This is a genomic window from Paenibacillus sp. P4_A9, assembly GCF_056402415.1.
Window position 1 is genome coordinate 89204 of sequence record NZ_JBFUHL010000010.1, and the last position, 14355, is coordinate 103558.

Genomic DNA, 14355 nt, shown 5'->3' on the forward strand with positions numbered 1-14355 from the left:
TTCAACAGAGAGTAATAGGATTAGACATGTTTATATTGTCCTTTGAAATGTTTTCCCATCCAAAGGCAAACATCCCATAAATCTGCAACTGGTTGGTTCGTAAACGGCAAGGTGTGCAAATAGCCCGGAGGACCAAATTCTGGGGTAAAAGTAATTGCCGCTCGGCCTTGCTGCTGGTGCGCTTGGACAATACTATCCCACCAGCTCAAATGCCGCTGCAATTCGTGTGCGTACTCCGGTGCTCGTGGATCTGGTACCTGCGGACCCTGTGCGTAACCTACGCGGCCGTGAATATGCTGTACACGTGAGAACGATTTACGCAGATTCTCCTCTTGTTGCTCCAAGGTAGTCTCCGTTACACAGCACCAATGGCTGTAATCAGCTGTTAGTTTGATCTCAGGCACGGCATCCAGCAGTCTTCCGGTTTCCCATGGATTGTACAACGATCTGCCGCGATGAGTCTCATGGCCAATCGCAATCCCATATCTCTTCTCAATTACAGCCGCTTCACGAAAGAATTCGACTTGCTCTTCAAAAGGCATCGAATCCTTAGCACTATGTGACGTAATGCTAATGGGACGAAATGAAACCGCACGCGCCACTTGCTCACCAAAGGAAGCGACATGGTCAGGTCCCGCGGTAAATACCATGGCAATATAGTCTAATTGATGCGCTTCCAACAGCTTACGGAACTGATCTTCCTCCGCAAGCGTAGGCATTGGCGCTTCAATTCCGACATAGCCCGCTGCAGCAATTCGCTCAAACTGGGACTCTAGAGAACCTTCCATGCCCCATAACGCTTTAAATAATTTGATTTCCATCTGTAGTAGCCTCCTCATCTTAATCCATCAATGAGTCAAGCTTAAAGCATCTGGTATTATTTGACTAGTGTAAATTTTTAACCTTTTTCGGTTATAGACCCGTCATTCGGTCACAGCCGCTGCAGCGTAGCGGAAGGTAATGGTTTTGGTGCCTGCCGTATTCTGATTCACATAGAAATCGATAGTCCTCTTACTGTATTTGACCCAACCGCACGAGTCGCATGTCGACATGGACATCATACGATGCCGTTTTGTACATCTCATGCCATGAATCGCTCGTTAGATTGGAGTGATACACCCGACTTCGGAAGACTTCTCCAAATCCGATTGGATCCGAATCTAGTGCAGTTAATTTCTTTAACAAAGCTTGTATATGTTCTTCAGACTTATCATTCATTTGCTTTTGCAGGGCTTGAATGACACTGGCTTGGCCGAGATCAAGCTGCGCAGAACTTTCCGTAAGCATGCCCTTCAATTTGATATTCACCTGAAATTTAAGCGGGTCTCGGCTGATCAACTTTTTGGTGCTATCACTAGCTATATTCTCCACCACAACTCGTACGGTCTTATCTTTGACATTCTTCACGATATCTCCCAACTGATTCGTATCTAAGAACAGTTCTACGCTACCCGCTTTATATCGGTCCCGTATCGTCTTGAGGAAGAAAGCTTCCCTTGGGTCTACTGTACCTACCATTTTATCACCACTGAATACGGCCACATCTTTTAGCTCTACCGTATCGCCTTTTCGTTGTAGAAGCGGTACCATGGGATCTGCCGTAGAATATAAGGCTGAGAGGAATTCATGAAGTGTGCCTGAAACCATCTGTTCATCCATAATATTCTGGTGGATGTTGTCTACAATAAAGGTTCCAACATCCGGGAACTGCGTATATTTATGCATTAATAGATCTTCTGCATTGTCTTTACTGACAGCCATATAAACCGTACTGGCAATGGAAGCATCTCGAAATAAGGTGTCTACCAATGGTAGAAGTCCAGCCTGGGCAAGTTTATAATCATAAATAGCGACCCGAAGTTGACCTGAAACGACTTTCTTACTCGATTTACGGTTAGCGGCAACACGAGCTCCTTTACTGGCTAGTCCCTCAGAAGTGATCGTCATGACAGAGGATTTGGCATTCGGATCGATCTGATGGATCACGTAGGTAGCCTTAATTTTATCGCCTTCCCCTTGGTCATACCCGGCTGCAATCGTCATTCCTAATTTCTCCAACACATTTGTCTCCAAATGTAAGCTGCTTACCAAAATGAATACAAGCATTACGAGGAAAATGATATTGAATCTTTTCACGCGATCACCTCTGACTGACTCCTTTTCTTTTGCCTCCAGAAATGAAATTGAACAATTCCGAAGAGCACCACCGGATACACGTAAACGATATAGACCGCCCACTTTGCAAAAAGATTATTCATATAATCAATCTGAGTCCGTGAGTCAACAAAAGAACAAGCGATCCAGGCAACTCCCATGAATAGATACAACCAATATTTTTGTTTCCATGCAAAAGTGCGTTTGAGTCCCTTCGTCGCCGCCCAGCTATACATGAGCAGATTTGGCACGATCACTAACAACCATAAGCTAACGCCTATATATTCAAACCGTTCCAAAAACGGAAATTTGATAATTTTCAGCATCGTAAACGTAGCCCAATCCGTCTTCAAAAGCTCGCCTCCACTGAAGAAAACAATAGAAACAAACATCACTGCTGTGTACACCAAGGTTACACTCATTAAACCAATTTGGGTAAACCGTTGGACTTTGGACTTATCTTTGGCATACGCGTAAATAAAATAAAGAATTTCGAACCCTGTCATTGTGAATGACATCGAAAGAACACCTTTACTCAGATGCTTCAGATCTGCTTCCAATAGGGGTAGTACCCCCGTCCAATCCGCATATATCAAAGGAAAGTAAAGTAAGAAAATAAGCCAAACCGTAAGAGTCACAAACATGAAACAAGCGCCTACAATCGTTCGCAAGCCCCCATTAACACCATAAAAAACAACACTTGTAATCAATAACGCAAGCACCCATTGTGGGGCATTTGGAAATAACCAGACCTGAATCATTTCGATATAATTGCGCATCACAATGATGGTTGCGATTAAGAAATAAACCATGTAGACCAGATTCGCGACATTGCCGATCATTTTTCCATAGACCAGTAAATGAATGTCATAGAGGTCCTTACTTTCGAATTTCGCCAATGTTTTAATCATCAACCAGACCACGAGCTGTGTAAGTAAGCCAGCAATCAGGACAACAATCCACGCATCATGGCCTGCAATACCAAACACAATTCTTTGGTAACCGGGAAGACCTACCCCCACCTGAGTGTCATGGATAATAAACATGAGTAGAAAGCTGCTATACATATACGTTTGTTGTGTTTTACTCATCGATATCCTTGTTTCCCTTCAGGTTGTTCTCCCCCATGTTAGCGAATACCGATCGTTTCGGGACCGCTTTGTAAGGGAGCCTGATAAGGCCGTCTCGTTTGTTTTTATCTTCAATTGTATAAGGAGGGTAGAAATAAGGTTGCCCCAGACTGGATTGCCTTAGTAAATGCAAAATTAAAAAAGCGATGCTTACAGTGATACCTAAACCGCCAATTATACCTGCTGATAGAATAATTGGAAATCGAATAATCCGGATCGTATTCGCCATGGCAAACACCGGGGTTGTGAACGAGGATAAGGCGCTTAGAGCAACGATGATGATTAAAATATTGCTGGTGAAGCCTGCTTGTACTGCTGCCTGCCCTATGACAATACCGCCAACAATCCCCATGGTTTGACCTACTTTGGATGGTAGTCTTGCACCTGCTTCACTTAATAACTGAATGATCATTTCCAGCATCAGCGCTTCTACAAGTGGAGGAAAAGGTACTCTGGCACGGGATTGGGCAAGTGGGACCAGAAATGCCTGTGGAATGATTTCGTAATGGTACGTAAGAGCAGCAACATAGATGGCCGTAGCGAAAAGGGAAATAGCAATACCCACAATTCGCAGTCCTCGCAAAAACAACCCTGTAACCCATCTATAATAATAATCTTCAATAGACTTAAAAAAATCTAAAAACGTGGATGGACAGATAATAACTTGTGGGCTGCCGTTTACAACAATAACAACCTTTCCTTCCAGCAGGGGAAATATGGCCCGATCTACTCTTTCTGTCGTAATCATTTGCGGAAAAGCGGAACTGGGGTTATCCTCCATCCATTGCGCTAAAATCGTTGCATCTAATAGCGCTTCCAGATCCAACGCTTGTATGCAATTATAAATATGTGTAACCATTTCTAAATCGGCTCGGTTATTCAAGTAAACGAGACGTATGTTGGTTTTGGTGTTTTCACCCATATTCATTGCTATTTCGCTTAAATCAGGATTAGGTAAATATTGATGGATCAGCGCTAAATTGGTTTCCAAATTTTCCGTAAAAGCGATTTGCGGACCTAAGATTTGACTTTCATTTTCCGGCTTAGTCAACGCTCGTTCTCTTCGCTTCGTCGTGTTAGCGAGAATACCATACGGATATCCGCTTATGTGAATATAAGTCCAACCTTGTAAAATATGTTGCTGCATGTGATACCAATTATCGTCCAACAGCAGCTGACCTATTGGAAGCAAATCCACAAGCTTCTCAGGTGAAGGCAAATCTTCGATTTCAATTAATCGATTGAGGATTTCTTGAATAAGTAGTTCTGAATCCGCTAAATGGCTTAGATAAAAGACACCATACGTAACTTTATGGGTCAGTTCTCTACAAACTAAATCAGGAAACATGCGAAACGATTCTTGGAATTGTATCTTCGTTTGAGCCAAATCAGCAACGAAATTATATGACGATGTCTCCTTCGCGATTGGCTTTTGGAACTTGGGTTTAGATTTGAACAACATATTTTTTATGGAAAACATGGTCATACTCACCATTATCCTGACATTTCGATAGTATGACTATCATGCGCGGAATCGATGCAGATTATGTAAATGAATGGGTATATAAAAGAGACTGAAATCACCCATTCTTCCTAGGTGCTTCCAGTCTCTCCAAGCTCATATAACGAATTCTATAAATTCCGGTGAACGCAGTCGCCCGCTTTGGGTCCAGCTCCTCGTCTTAATTCTGGCCATGATCCGAGGTTCCATATAAGCAAAATTCTTGTCTTCCTTGAATACTAAGCGTCTCTTCACACGTTCTATGGCTTGTATATGGTTTGGTGATACGCCAGATTCAATGATTCCTACTGGTAGCTTAGATCCATCTGCTGCATCAATAGAGGCCAGAAAAGCAAAATTGCTTTTTCTATAACCTGAAATATACACATCTGCATAAGTCCAATTAATCACTTTTTGCCATTGAATCGACCGTTTGTTTATGGCGTAGTTGGAATTTTCTTTTATGGATTTAATAATAATGCCCTCAAGACCACGCTCGCGGACCTGCTCAAAATAATCAACAGCATTTCCCTCAAACATGTTAACCTTTTTATAATTCTCATTTTCAGTGAAAGCCTGATCCAATAGCTCTTTACGCTTTAGTAAGCTTAAGCCCGTGACGTCTATTCCTTTGTATCGCAAAATGTCAAAAGCACAAAAAACCACAGGTTTCTTATTCTTCTTAGATAAAAACCTCGCGGACATCGCTTCAAAGTCAGGTTTCCCTTGATCATCCATGACAACTAATTCACCATCAAGTATGGTTCCTTCAGGCACAGGACATCTTAGTAACTCAGGGAATTTATGCGTAACCAGGTCATTGTGTTTCGTGTACACATATAGTTTATCCATGTTGGAAACAATACAACGTAAACCATCTAATTTGAGTTCGGCTATATGATTCTTGCTGTAAAATGGCTTATTATTTTTGGCATTGTACAGCATCATAGGAGAAATGAACATTTGATATCACCCTGTTCTAAATGATACTTCACTATGATGCTTCTGCCTAATGGAAACTGTTTCCCCGTGTTACGACATAATGGTGGAGCAACCCTTATTAGGCAATCGTTTAACTTGGCAACTCAACAGATACCTCGCGACGGGCTGCCGCTGACCGCAGCACTCCGTCAATAATCGCTTGCTGGATGAGAATTTGTTCACCAGGTATCGGAGCTGGTCGACCGTCCCGAATCGCTTCGGCAAAATCATGTACCTTCTGATCGAACAGATTCAATTTATGCTCGACGAGCGGAATCGACGTTGATGTATGACCTCCGAATTCATCATGGAATAGCGTGATGGATCCAACTGCTCCATCCCACACACCTGACCATGGTCCAACACCAGCAGGCGTAACTTTAAGACCCGCATCTGTACCAAGAAACATCGTTGCGCCAAGTGTATCCATGTGCATCGCCCACGATATTTTGAACTGCAGCACAAGATCATTCTCGAAGCGCACCATCGCTACACCGAAATCTTCGACTTCGAACTTGCTTGCTTCTGGATGATACAGTGCGTTTGTACCAAAATGGTTAGAAGTGAATGCAGACACTGTTAACGGTCGAGGGTATCCAAGCGTGTTCAGCGCCATGTCCAGTGAGTAACAACCAATATCGGCCATCGCTCCGGCTCCTGCAAGCTTTTGACTGATGAATGTACCTCCAGGCATACCTCGGCGGCGTCCGCCCCCCGTCTCCACATAGTACACGTTACCGAGTCGTCCCGATTGCACAATCGTTTGCAACAGCTTCATATTCGGATCATAGCGCGGCTGGAAACCTAGCGTTAGCATTTTCCCGCTCTCCTTCGCCGACTGCGTCATGTCAATCCCTTCCTGAAGCGTGATGGACATCGGTTTTTCAAGCAGCACATGCTTGCCTGAGCGCAAAGAATCAACCGTAGTCACGTGATGAGAGACGTTCGGCGTGCAAATACTGACCCCATCCAAATCCATGCGCAATAACTCAGTATGGCTGTCAAAAGAAGCCGCTTCCGCTAAGCCCTCCGCCTGCGCAAATGCGAACGCCTTGCCCGGAATAACGTCCGCCACACCAACGATCTCAACGTAGGGTAGTTTTTTGTACGCAGATATGTGCGCCCTAGCAATGCCCCCAGTTCCGATGATCCCAATACGAAGCTTGTTGCTCATTGTCGTCCATCCTTCTTCCTATGAAAGGTTATGATATCAAAATTGCCAGTCATTGCTATTCAGATTGAGAATAGCATATCGACTGGCAATTTTTTAGTTCATATTCATGCCAAAGGAAGTGTAATTTCGCGACATTAACACGTTAAATTCCATTAATTGCGATGGTTGTCTTTATCTGCTTTGTGCTCCTTTAGTAACACTTCGATGTTTTGAAGTTCAAAATCGATTCATTTATTGATTCGTTTTCCAGTACATAAAATCACCATTAATCGAAGATTATATAACAGTTGTTTAGTTCAAATACATTATCTTGGAGGTTCGAAAATTGGCACAACAAATTGATCCAAACCAGTTGAAGAAAGCAGAAGCAGCAACAACAATTGCTAAAAGTCTTATTAGTCAAGCTATTGAACAATCAGCAGCTAATCCCACACTTTGTGAAGAAGCTCTTAAGCAAGCATCAAATGAAATAGCACAAGCACAAACAATGATTAGTCAAGCTCAATCGACACTACAAGCTACTTCTCAATAATCTGTGTGAAATAAGATGATTATTTAAACAATTTAGGTTTTCATACCTACTTAACAGAGTGTTTTTTCTAACCTTTAATTTGAACCTAATAAAAAAAGACTGGTGGAACAATGTTCCTTCAGTCTTTTTTTTTAGTTCCAGTAATTAATATTTCCTCCACTACTAATGGACTGCCGAAATGCGGTGATCCTAAAATTATTTCAACATTGTCAACGACTGCTCCGTGCTCTACACACCCCGTAACCTTTACATTAAAACCACCATGACCATCCTTTCTTACACCAGATATTTCATAGAATCTAGCTCCAGTGTTTCCAAACTTCAAAAGTACAATTCGAATAACATTGCCTCTTTCATCAAATCTATGTTTCCAAGGGGGGCAACATATGGATCATATGGGCTTATTTTCTTTAATTCTCCATCGCTAGGAGGAGCTGCTACCACCGATTTATTAAATATTAGCATGAAAACAATAAATACGATCAGAAATACATAAGCCTCTAGTCTAAATGTATATTTAAATCCCTTCCAAAACATAGGAAATATCCTCCTTTTCAAGGTATTTTCCCCGAAAGTTCCTCAACTATCCCGTCAATTACTTCAATGAAAATAGGGAGCAACTGCCCGTGGCGGTCTGCTCCCTGTTTTTGCTTAACTATTGGTTGCGTTAGCATAGTCTCTCGTTAACGAAATGATAATCTCTGGGTATAATCCCGAATTTGGTTACACCATCCGCTGCCGCGCAGCCTCAAACAACAAAACCGTCGCCGCCATCGCGACGTTCAGCGATTCCGCCTTGCCCTGCATCGGAATAATAACCTTCACATCCGACTGCGCAGCAACCTCCGGCGACACGCCTTTGGCCTCGTTGCCTAGAATCAGCCACGTCGGCTGCCGCAGGTCCGTGTCGTAGCACGAGCCCTGCGCCTGCAGGCTCGTCGTCACGAGCTGCACGCCGCGCTCACGCGCTCGCGGCAACAGTTCCTCCAAATCTGCCTCCACAATCGGCAGATGATACATCGATCCCATCGTCGATCGGATCGTCTTGGGATTATACAGGTCGACGGTGCCGCGACCTAATACGACCGCTTTGGCCCCGACGGCATCCGCGCTGCGGATGATCGTGCCCAGGTTGCCTGGGTCCTGGACGCCGTCCAGCACCACAACCAGATCATGCTCGCCGGCGAGCAGCGTCTCCGCACTAAGCTGTGGCCGCGCCACAATCGCCACGACGCCTTGCGGAGTCTGCGCATCAGAGCATTTGGCGAGCACCGCTGTGCTGACGCCAACCCATTCAACGACGCGGTCGCCAGCGAGCGCGTTAAGCTCCATAGGCATTCCTTTTTCCGCTAGAAAAAGAATAACCTCCACGTGCGCTTCAGCCTTCAATGCTTCCTCAATCAAATGATAGCCTTCTATGATATATTTGCCCTGCTTCTCCCTGCCGCGCCGCTCTAAGAGCAGAGCCCAATCTTTCACTCTCGTATTTTGAACTGACATGATTTCTATATATGAATTCCTCATGAATTTACCTACTCCGCAAAAGTGACTTCAAAGGTTTGAAGACTCGAATTTTTACCCACAACAACTAAAATATCATCTTGTTTAATTGGCTCTTCCGCACTCGGCGGGATGATCATCTGCTCATTCTGCTTTATGGCAATCACATTGCAGCCAAATTTAGCGCGCACATCAAGCTCACGCAGGCTTTTACCAATCATCTGTTTCGATGCTTTCATTTCTAGGATACTATAATCGGCCGACAGCTCAATATAATCGATAATATTCGATGAAATCATATGATGCGCTACACGTTGTCCCATATCTCGCTCCGGGTAGACGATTTTATCCGCGCCAATTTTCTTGAGTACCTTGCCGTGAAGGTCATTCACCGCTTTTACAATCGTCGTTTCTATGCCCATTTCTTTGAGAATCAATGTAGTTAGAATACTCGCTTGAATATCTTCCCCAATTGCCACGACGACTACGTCAAAATTTCTAATTCCTAATGCCCTCATTGCTTCCTCATCAGTTGAATCCGCTTGAACGGCATGTGTGACATAGGCGGAAACCTCTTGCACTGTTTCTTCGCTCCGATCAATGGCTAGAACCTCGAACCCTGATTGTGATAACGTCTTAGCGACAGCTGAACCGAATCTTCCCATCCCAATAATCGCAAATTGTTTTCTCACCGCTCACGTTCCTCCATATTCCCAAGAATTCATCCCATCATCCCATTATATCATACTTGAACCTGTATACTCACTTCTCCACAATCGAACAACGACCGCGCATTGGCGAAGTGTGGGAAGGATGAAGCCATCTTCATCTGTACATATTAATAGCGAGAATGAAATGGAAGCGAGGTCCTCGAATGAATATCACCTTAAGACAAGCCATCCACCAGCGGGTTAATAACAAGTCAAGTGAAGAGCTGAAGGAAGTTATTGAAGAGTCCATCGGCGGAGAAGAGAAAGTTTTACCTGGACTAGGTGTGCTTTTTGAAATCATATGGCAGCATTCAGAAGCTAGTACACAGGATACGCTCGTCGAAACACTCAAGGCACATCTTCAGTGAAATCCAACCGTTAAATATCGACCATCGCTTTTTAAAAATGTAAAAAATCCCCCTCGCGAACAAATCACGAGGAGGATTCTATTTATAGTACCGTCAACGGATTCATCGCTGCCGGCTTTTCGCAGCTGCTACGCATTACATAATGCTGTCCGGAATCGGACGCATCATGGAAGCCATGCATCGCTTCTAGCACATGGTAGGCTAGCTCGCCGTTCGCGCGATGAGCGGAGCTATCCCCCGTAATCAACGCCTGTGCCATTGCCGCAACACCGAGTCCGCGATACTGATCTGTGTATCCGTGTGAAAGTGGGATCGGCTCATAATCAGAGCCGCCTTTGCGAATAAGAACCTTCCCACCGAATGTATTCGGGTCAGGCACACGCAAGGAGCCGTGGCTGCCGTAGATTTCAATGTTTGGCAACTGTGTGCCGCCAATTATATCAAAGCTTGTCACGAGTGTTGCGATCGCTCCACTATGGAAATCTAGTACGCCTGCAATGTGTGTTGGCGTATCTACTGTAATTTTTTGCCCGCGCTTCTTCTCGCTCGTAATCGTTCTCTCCGGGAAGCTAACCGCAGTTGAACCCGTTACACGGCGTATCGGACCCAACAATGCCACTAGGGCAGTTAAGTAGTAAGGACCCATGTCGAACATCGGACCGCCGCCTTTGGCATAATAAAACTCCGGATCTGGATGCCAACCTTCGTGTCCTTTGCTCATCATGAATGCTGTAGCGGCAATCGGTGTGCCAATCCAACCATCTTCGATCAGCTTCAAAGCTGTTTGTAGTCCTCCACCAAGGAACGTATCTGGCGCACTGCCAATCAGCAGCCCTTTGCGTTTAGCTACTTCTAAAATCTGTTGGCCTTCTTCACGCGTAACAGCAAGCGGCTTCTCCACATATGCGTGTTTACCCGCTTCTAGAATTTGAATACATACCTGCGCATGTACAGCTGGAATCGTCAAGTTAATCACGATGTCTACTTGAGGATCACTTAGTAATTGTTCCACGGTATACGCATGAGGAATTGCAAACTCTTCCGCGCGCGCCTGTGCTCTAGTCAAGTCAATATCTGCACAAGCAACTAATTCCAAATGTGCAAATGTCGGAATATTTTTCATATAAGCCGCACTTATATTTCCACAACCAATAATACCAACCTTCATTTTGTTCATCGCATTATTTCCCCCTTATGATTAACGTGTCGCCCATAGCAACCCGCGTCGCATCAATTCTAATGTTTCCGGCATACGAACAATGTTAGCCTGATGGCCAAGTGAGTTATAATATACTTTGCCTGCGCCATAGGTTTTGGTCCACACAACTGGCATTTCCACATCGTCAAAGTCTGTCACCGCATGCACCTTATTTGCTGGATCGACATGCATATAATATTTCTCAGATACAACAACGAAATCACCGATGCCCGTAGTCAATGGCTGCTCTTTGTCTTTCATACGAACCGTATAGGTAACACCATCATTCCCTGGATGTGCCACCCATTGGCCGCCCACCATGTACTGATATTCCACATCATTTCTGAAGGAATCGGCCATCCCGCCATGACAACCTGCAATCCCTGTTCCGCCTACTTTGACCGCGTTGATTAAAGGCGTTAGCTGCTCTTTTTCGATCTTCCCCATTGTCCACACAGGCACAATAAGATCTATGCTCGTCAAACGCTCCTCATCACGGAAGCTGTCCAGCGTATCCGAAACCTCGACACCATAGCCCTCTTCACGCAGCAAACCTGCAAAAATCCCCGCAACCTCCTCGGGTTGATGACCATCCCAGCCACCCCATACAATCAATGCTTGTTTCTGACTCATCGCAAACTTGCTCCTCTCTATTGACCCTTTATACTTCGCTAATGCTCACCCAACGGCGCTGCGCGATCGATTGATCCACGGCTTCCAGCACCTCTTGACACTTCACGCCATCCACGAAATTTGGAACCGGCTGACGATCCTCAGAGAGCGCTGTCATCAACTCCACCACTTCATGTACAAATGTATGTTCATACCCGATGGTATGTCCTGCCGGCCACCAAGCATCCATATAAGCATGTGAGGCATCCGTTGCTAGCACGCGTCTAAAGCCCTGAACATCCTCTTCATCACTTGTAAAATACACCTGTAATTCATTCAATCGCTCGAAATCGAATTTCACACTGCCTTTACTACCATTAATTTCAAAAGAATTCGTACACCGGTGCCCAGGTGCAAACCGTGTAGCCTCGAAGCTGCCTAATGCGCCGTTCGCAAATCGCGCCATGAACAAAGTCGCATCGTCTACGGTAACCGGTCCATGCGGCGCATCTTTACTGCCTTTGGCACTAAGCCCTGTCATGGAAGTTGGAAGCGGACGCTCCTTCACGAACGTTTCACTCATCCCGATAACCTCCGTCATGTCACCCACAAGGAAGTGCGCCAGATCGATGAGATGCGCGCCCAAATCACCGTGCGAGCCAGAGCCTGCGATCTCCTTCTGCAAGCGCCATACCAACGGGAACGTCGGATCTACGATCCAGTCCTGCAGGAACCAAGCACGGAAGTGATAGATCTGGCCGAGTCGGCCGCTCGCCACAAGCTTCTTCGCCAGCTGTACCGCTGGTGCAAACCGATAGTTGAAGCCTACCATGTGCTTCACGCCAGCCTCTTCAGCCGCATCGAGCATCTCCCTTGCATCAGCAAGGGTCAGCGCCAGCGGCTTCTCACAGAAGAGATGCTTGCCGGCCTTCGCCGCCGCCAAAGCAATTTCCTTGTGCGCATCACTTGGCGCATTGATATCGACCACGTCGATATCGGGATGCGTGACCAGCTCGCGCCAATCTGTCACATACCCATCCCAGCCGAATTGCTCCGTTGCCTGACGAACACCGTTCTCGTCGCGACCGCAGATGAGCTTCATCTTCGGAATCGCCGTCTGTGGGAAGAACATAGGTAAATCTTTATAAGCATGACTATGCGCTTTTCCCATAAATTTATAGCCAATCATCCCGATATTAAATGTTTTCTTCACCGAACTCACGCCTCCCCAAAGTCATATACATCTACACTCACTAATCACGCCTTACGCCACACCTCGAAGACTGCCTAACCTTCACTTCCGTCGGCAGCTTAACTTGCAGCTGAGTCTCATTACTTCCCTGCCCAACACTTGCAAGCACTGCGCGTGCCGCCTGCTTACCCATTTCAAAGAATGGCACTTTAATGCTGCTGAGCGGCGGATCACTTAGCTTCGCAGCATCCGAGTCATCGCAACCAATGACTGCGAAGTCTCGCCCAGCTACCCAACCGCGTTCGCGCAGTCCTTGCATCAATCCAATGGCCATACGATCATTAGCCGCAAATATAGCTTCTACCTGATCCCGAATCTCCCACACCTTTGCCGCTGATTCATAGCCGCTAGTACGGCTGTAGTTCCCCTCAAACTGCAGCTCAGGATCAACCTTTAAGCCTGCTTCCAGCATTGCCTTTTGATAGCCATGAAGTCTATCCAAGGAATTTGAATACTGCGGGGATCCGTTGAGAAATGCAATCTTACGATAGCCTTCACCCAGCAAATGGCGTACCGCTTGATAGCTTCCCTCCACATGATCCGCATCTACTTCCAGGAAGGATAACCCCTCAAACCGTTGATTCACCAAGCAAAATGGATGTCCCTGCCCCTGCAATTGCAGCAAAGAGCTTCGCTGGGACTCGGTATCTCGTGCACCCAGAATCACACAAGCATCCACCTTTTGCGAGCGGTATAACCGTCCATAATCCAACTCATCGTCCGGTGTAAGCAGGGACAACAACATGTCATAGCCTTGCTCCCTCACCTGCTCGCCAATTCCGCTCAGAATCTCCGCAAAATAATACGCGGAAAACAGATGCACTTTCGGCATATACGGAAGCACAACTCCGAGATTACCGCTTCTTCTTCGAGCGAAGCTTTGCGCAATCGCATTAGGGTGGTATCCAAGCACTTTCGCCGCTTCAAGTACACGTTCTTTAGTTGCAGGCTTCATCGGACCAAGTCCATTGAACACACGAGATACGGTCGCTTCTGATACCTTGGCTAGCTCAGCAACCTCTTTTCTCGTTACCATGTTGACAGGCTCCCTTCCGCTCATTCCCACCTTTTATGTACACGCGTACATTTTCTCATTCAGAAGCTATTTCTGTCAATACATATTCCGATATTTCCGTTTTACCCGATTTCCGCTAATATTCGACATTTTCATCAATTTTTCATTAAAAATCAAGAAAATAAAGTCCAATTTTTGTCATAAAAGCAAACTCTTAATATTGTTTAT

The 14355-nt window shown here is 45.4% G+C and carries 16 protein-coding genes; 2 read left to right on the plus strand and 14 right to left on the minus strand.

The features are described 5' to 3' along the window. Nucleotides 1–20: 20 nt before the first annotated feature. From AC1DVJ_RS10355 to AC1DVJ_RS10380, 6 genes are all read right to left on the minus strand, one after another. Entirely contained in the window at nt 21–821 is an 801-nt protein-coding gene (locus AC1DVJ_RS10355; protein WP_477590478.1) for a sugar phosphate isomerase/epimerase family protein, read from the minus strand. A 190-nt stretch (nt 822–1011) separates the two neighbouring features. Further along, entirely contained in the window at nt 1012–2136 is a 1125-nt protein-coding gene (locus AC1DVJ_RS10360) for a Ger(x)C family spore germination protein (protein WP_477590480.1), read from the minus strand. After that, nucleotides 2133–3245, minus strand: a complete 1113-nt coding sequence (locus tag AC1DVJ_RS10365) for a GerAB/ArcD/ProY family transporter (protein WP_477590481.1) — start codon at nt 3243–3245, stop codon at nt 2133–2135. Before AC1DVJ_RS10365 ends, AC1DVJ_RS10360 begins: the two co-directional genes overlap by 4 nt. Then, the gene (locus AC1DVJ_RS10370; protein ID WP_477590483.1) at nt 3238–4764 is read right to left on the minus strand and encodes a spore germination protein; all 1527 of its coding nucleotides are present in this window, start codon (nt 4762–4764) and stop codon (nt 3238–3240) included. Before AC1DVJ_RS10370 ends, AC1DVJ_RS10365 begins: the two co-directional genes overlap by 8 nt. A 138-nt stretch (nt 4765–4902) precedes the next feature. Next, the gene (locus AC1DVJ_RS10375; RefSeq protein ID WP_477590484.1) at nt 4903–5748 is read right to left on the minus strand and encodes an ATP-dependent DNA ligase; all 846 of its coding nucleotides are present in this window, start codon (nt 5746–5748) and stop codon (nt 4903–4905) included. Nucleotides 5749–5857: 109 nt separating this feature from the next. After that, complete coding sequence (locus AC1DVJ_RS10380; RefSeq protein ID WP_477590485.1) at nt 5858–6940, minus strand: Gfo/Idh/MocA family protein; 1083 nt, start codon at nt 6938–6940, stop codon at nt 5858–5860. Between the two features lie 325 nt (nt 6941–7265). Here AC1DVJ_RS10380 and AC1DVJ_RS10385 point away from each other — a divergent pair, with 325 nt between their 5' ends. Further along, nucleotides 7266–7472: a hypothetical protein gene (locus AC1DVJ_RS10385; RefSeq protein WP_477590487.1), complete on the plus strand. Its 207-nt coding sequence runs from the start codon at nt 7266–7268 to the stop codon at nt 7470–7472. 118 nt (nt 7473–7590) lie between these two features. Here the strand turns inward: AC1DVJ_RS10385 and AC1DVJ_RS10390 are convergent, their stop codons facing one another. The 4 genes from AC1DVJ_RS10390 to AC1DVJ_RS10405 all read right to left on the minus strand — a co-directional run bounded on the left by AC1DVJ_RS10390 (nt 7591) and on the right by AC1DVJ_RS10405 (nt 9664). Continuing rightward, nucleotides 7591–7797, minus strand: a complete 207-nt coding sequence (locus AC1DVJ_RS10390) for a hypothetical protein (protein ID WP_477590488.1) — start codon at nt 7795–7797, stop codon at nt 7591–7593. After that, nucleotides 7794–8009, minus strand: a complete 216-nt coding sequence (locus AC1DVJ_RS10395; protein WP_477590490.1) for a hypothetical protein — start codon at nt 8007–8009, stop codon at nt 7794–7796. Before AC1DVJ_RS10395 ends, AC1DVJ_RS10390 begins: the two co-directional genes overlap by 4 nt. Before the next feature lie 186 nt (nt 8010–8195). Beyond that, nucleotides 8196–8996 carry a TrmH family RNA methyltransferase gene (locus AC1DVJ_RS10400; protein ID WP_477590492.1) on the minus strand — a complete coding sequence of 267 codons (801 nt, stop codon included), beginning with the start codon at nt 8994–8996 and terminating at the stop codon, nt 8196–8198. An 8-nt stretch (nt 8997–9004) separates the two neighbouring features. After that, complete coding sequence (locus tag AC1DVJ_RS10405; protein WP_477590493.1) at nt 9005–9664, minus strand: potassium channel family protein; 660 nt, start codon at nt 9662–9664, stop codon at nt 9005–9007. A 182-nt stretch (nt 9665–9846) separates the two neighbouring features. Here AC1DVJ_RS10405 and sspI point away from each other — a divergent pair, with 182 nt between their 5' ends. Continuing rightward, nucleotides 9847–10050, plus strand: coding sequence for a small acid-soluble spore protein SspI (gene sspI / locus AC1DVJ_RS10410; RefSeq protein WP_477590495.1), 204 nt, complete (start codon nt 9847–9849; stop codon nt 10048–10050). Nucleotides 10051–10132: 82 nt separating this feature from the next. On the opposite strand, the gene AC1DVJ_RS10415 is transcribed toward sspI, so the two are convergent. The 4 genes from AC1DVJ_RS10415 to AC1DVJ_RS10430 form a co-directional block, all read right to left on the minus strand. Then, a complete protein-coding gene (locus AC1DVJ_RS10415) occupies nt 10133–11227 on the minus strand; it encodes a Gfo/Idh/MocA family protein (RefSeq protein ID WP_477590497.1) in 1095 nt (364 codons plus the stop codon). A 21-nt stretch (nt 11228–11248) separates the two neighbouring features. Continuing rightward, nucleotides 11249–11881, minus strand: a complete 633-nt coding sequence (locus tag AC1DVJ_RS10420) for a ThuA domain-containing protein (RefSeq protein ID WP_477590498.1) — start codon at nt 11879–11881, stop codon at nt 11249–11251. Nucleotides 11882–11909: 28 nt separating this feature from the next. Further along, nucleotides 11910–13049: a Gfo/Idh/MocA family protein gene (locus tag AC1DVJ_RS10425; RefSeq protein ID WP_477590552.1), complete on the minus strand. Its 1140-nt coding sequence runs from the start codon at nt 13047–13049 to the stop codon at nt 11910–11912. Between the two features lie 64 nt (nt 13050–13113). Beyond that, nucleotides 13114–14148: a LacI family DNA-binding transcriptional regulator gene (locus tag AC1DVJ_RS10430; RefSeq protein WP_477590500.1), complete on the minus strand. Its 1035-nt coding sequence runs from the start codon at nt 14146–14148 to the stop codon at nt 13114–13116. Nucleotides 14149–14355 lie beyond the last annotated feature (207 nt).

Coding starts and splice junctions, on each gene's coding strand:
- AC1DVJ_RS10355 (WP_477590478.1), bottom strand. CDS start 821: ATGGAAATCAAATTATTTAAAGCGTTATGGGGCATGGAAGGTTCTCTA.
- AC1DVJ_RS10365 (WP_477590481.1), bottom strand. CDS start 3,245: ATGAGTAAAACACAACAAACGTATATGTATAGCAGCTTTCTACTCATG.
- AC1DVJ_RS10370 (WP_477590483.1), bottom strand. CDS start 4,764: ATGTTTTCCATAAAAAATATGTTGTTCAAATCTAAACCCAAGTTCCAA.
- AC1DVJ_RS10375 (WP_477590484.1), bottom strand. CDS start 5,748: ATGTTCATTTCTCCTATGATGCTGTACAATGCCAAAAATAATAAGCCA.
- AC1DVJ_RS10380 (WP_477590485.1), bottom strand. CDS start 6,940: ATGAGCAACAAGCTTCGTATTGGGATCATCGGAACTGGGGGCATTGCT.
- AC1DVJ_RS10395 (WP_477590490.1), bottom strand. CDS start 8,009: ATGTTTTGGAAGGGATTTAAATATACATTTAGACTAGAGGCTTATGTA.
- AC1DVJ_RS10400 (WP_477590492.1), bottom strand. CDS start 8,996: ATGAGGAATTCATATATAGAAATCATGTCAGTTCAAAATACGAGAGTG.
- sspI (WP_477590495.1), top strand. CDS start 9,847: ATGAATATCACCTTAAGACAAGCCATCCACCAGCGGGTTAATAACAAG.
- AC1DVJ_RS10415 (WP_477590497.1), bottom strand. CDS start 11,227: ATGAACAAAATGAAGGTTGGTATTATTGGTTGTGGAAATATAAGTGCG.
- AC1DVJ_RS10420 (WP_477590498.1), bottom strand. CDS start 11,881: ATGAGTCAGAAACAAGCATTGATTGTATGGGGTGGCTGGGATGGTCAT.
- AC1DVJ_RS10425 (WP_477590552.1), bottom strand. CDS start 13,049: ATGATTGGCTATAAATTTATGGGAAAAGCGCATAGTCATGCTTATAAA.
- AC1DVJ_RS10430 (WP_477590500.1), bottom strand. CDS start 14,148: ATGGTAACGAGAAAAGAGGTTGCTGAGCTAGCCAAGGTATCAGAAGCG.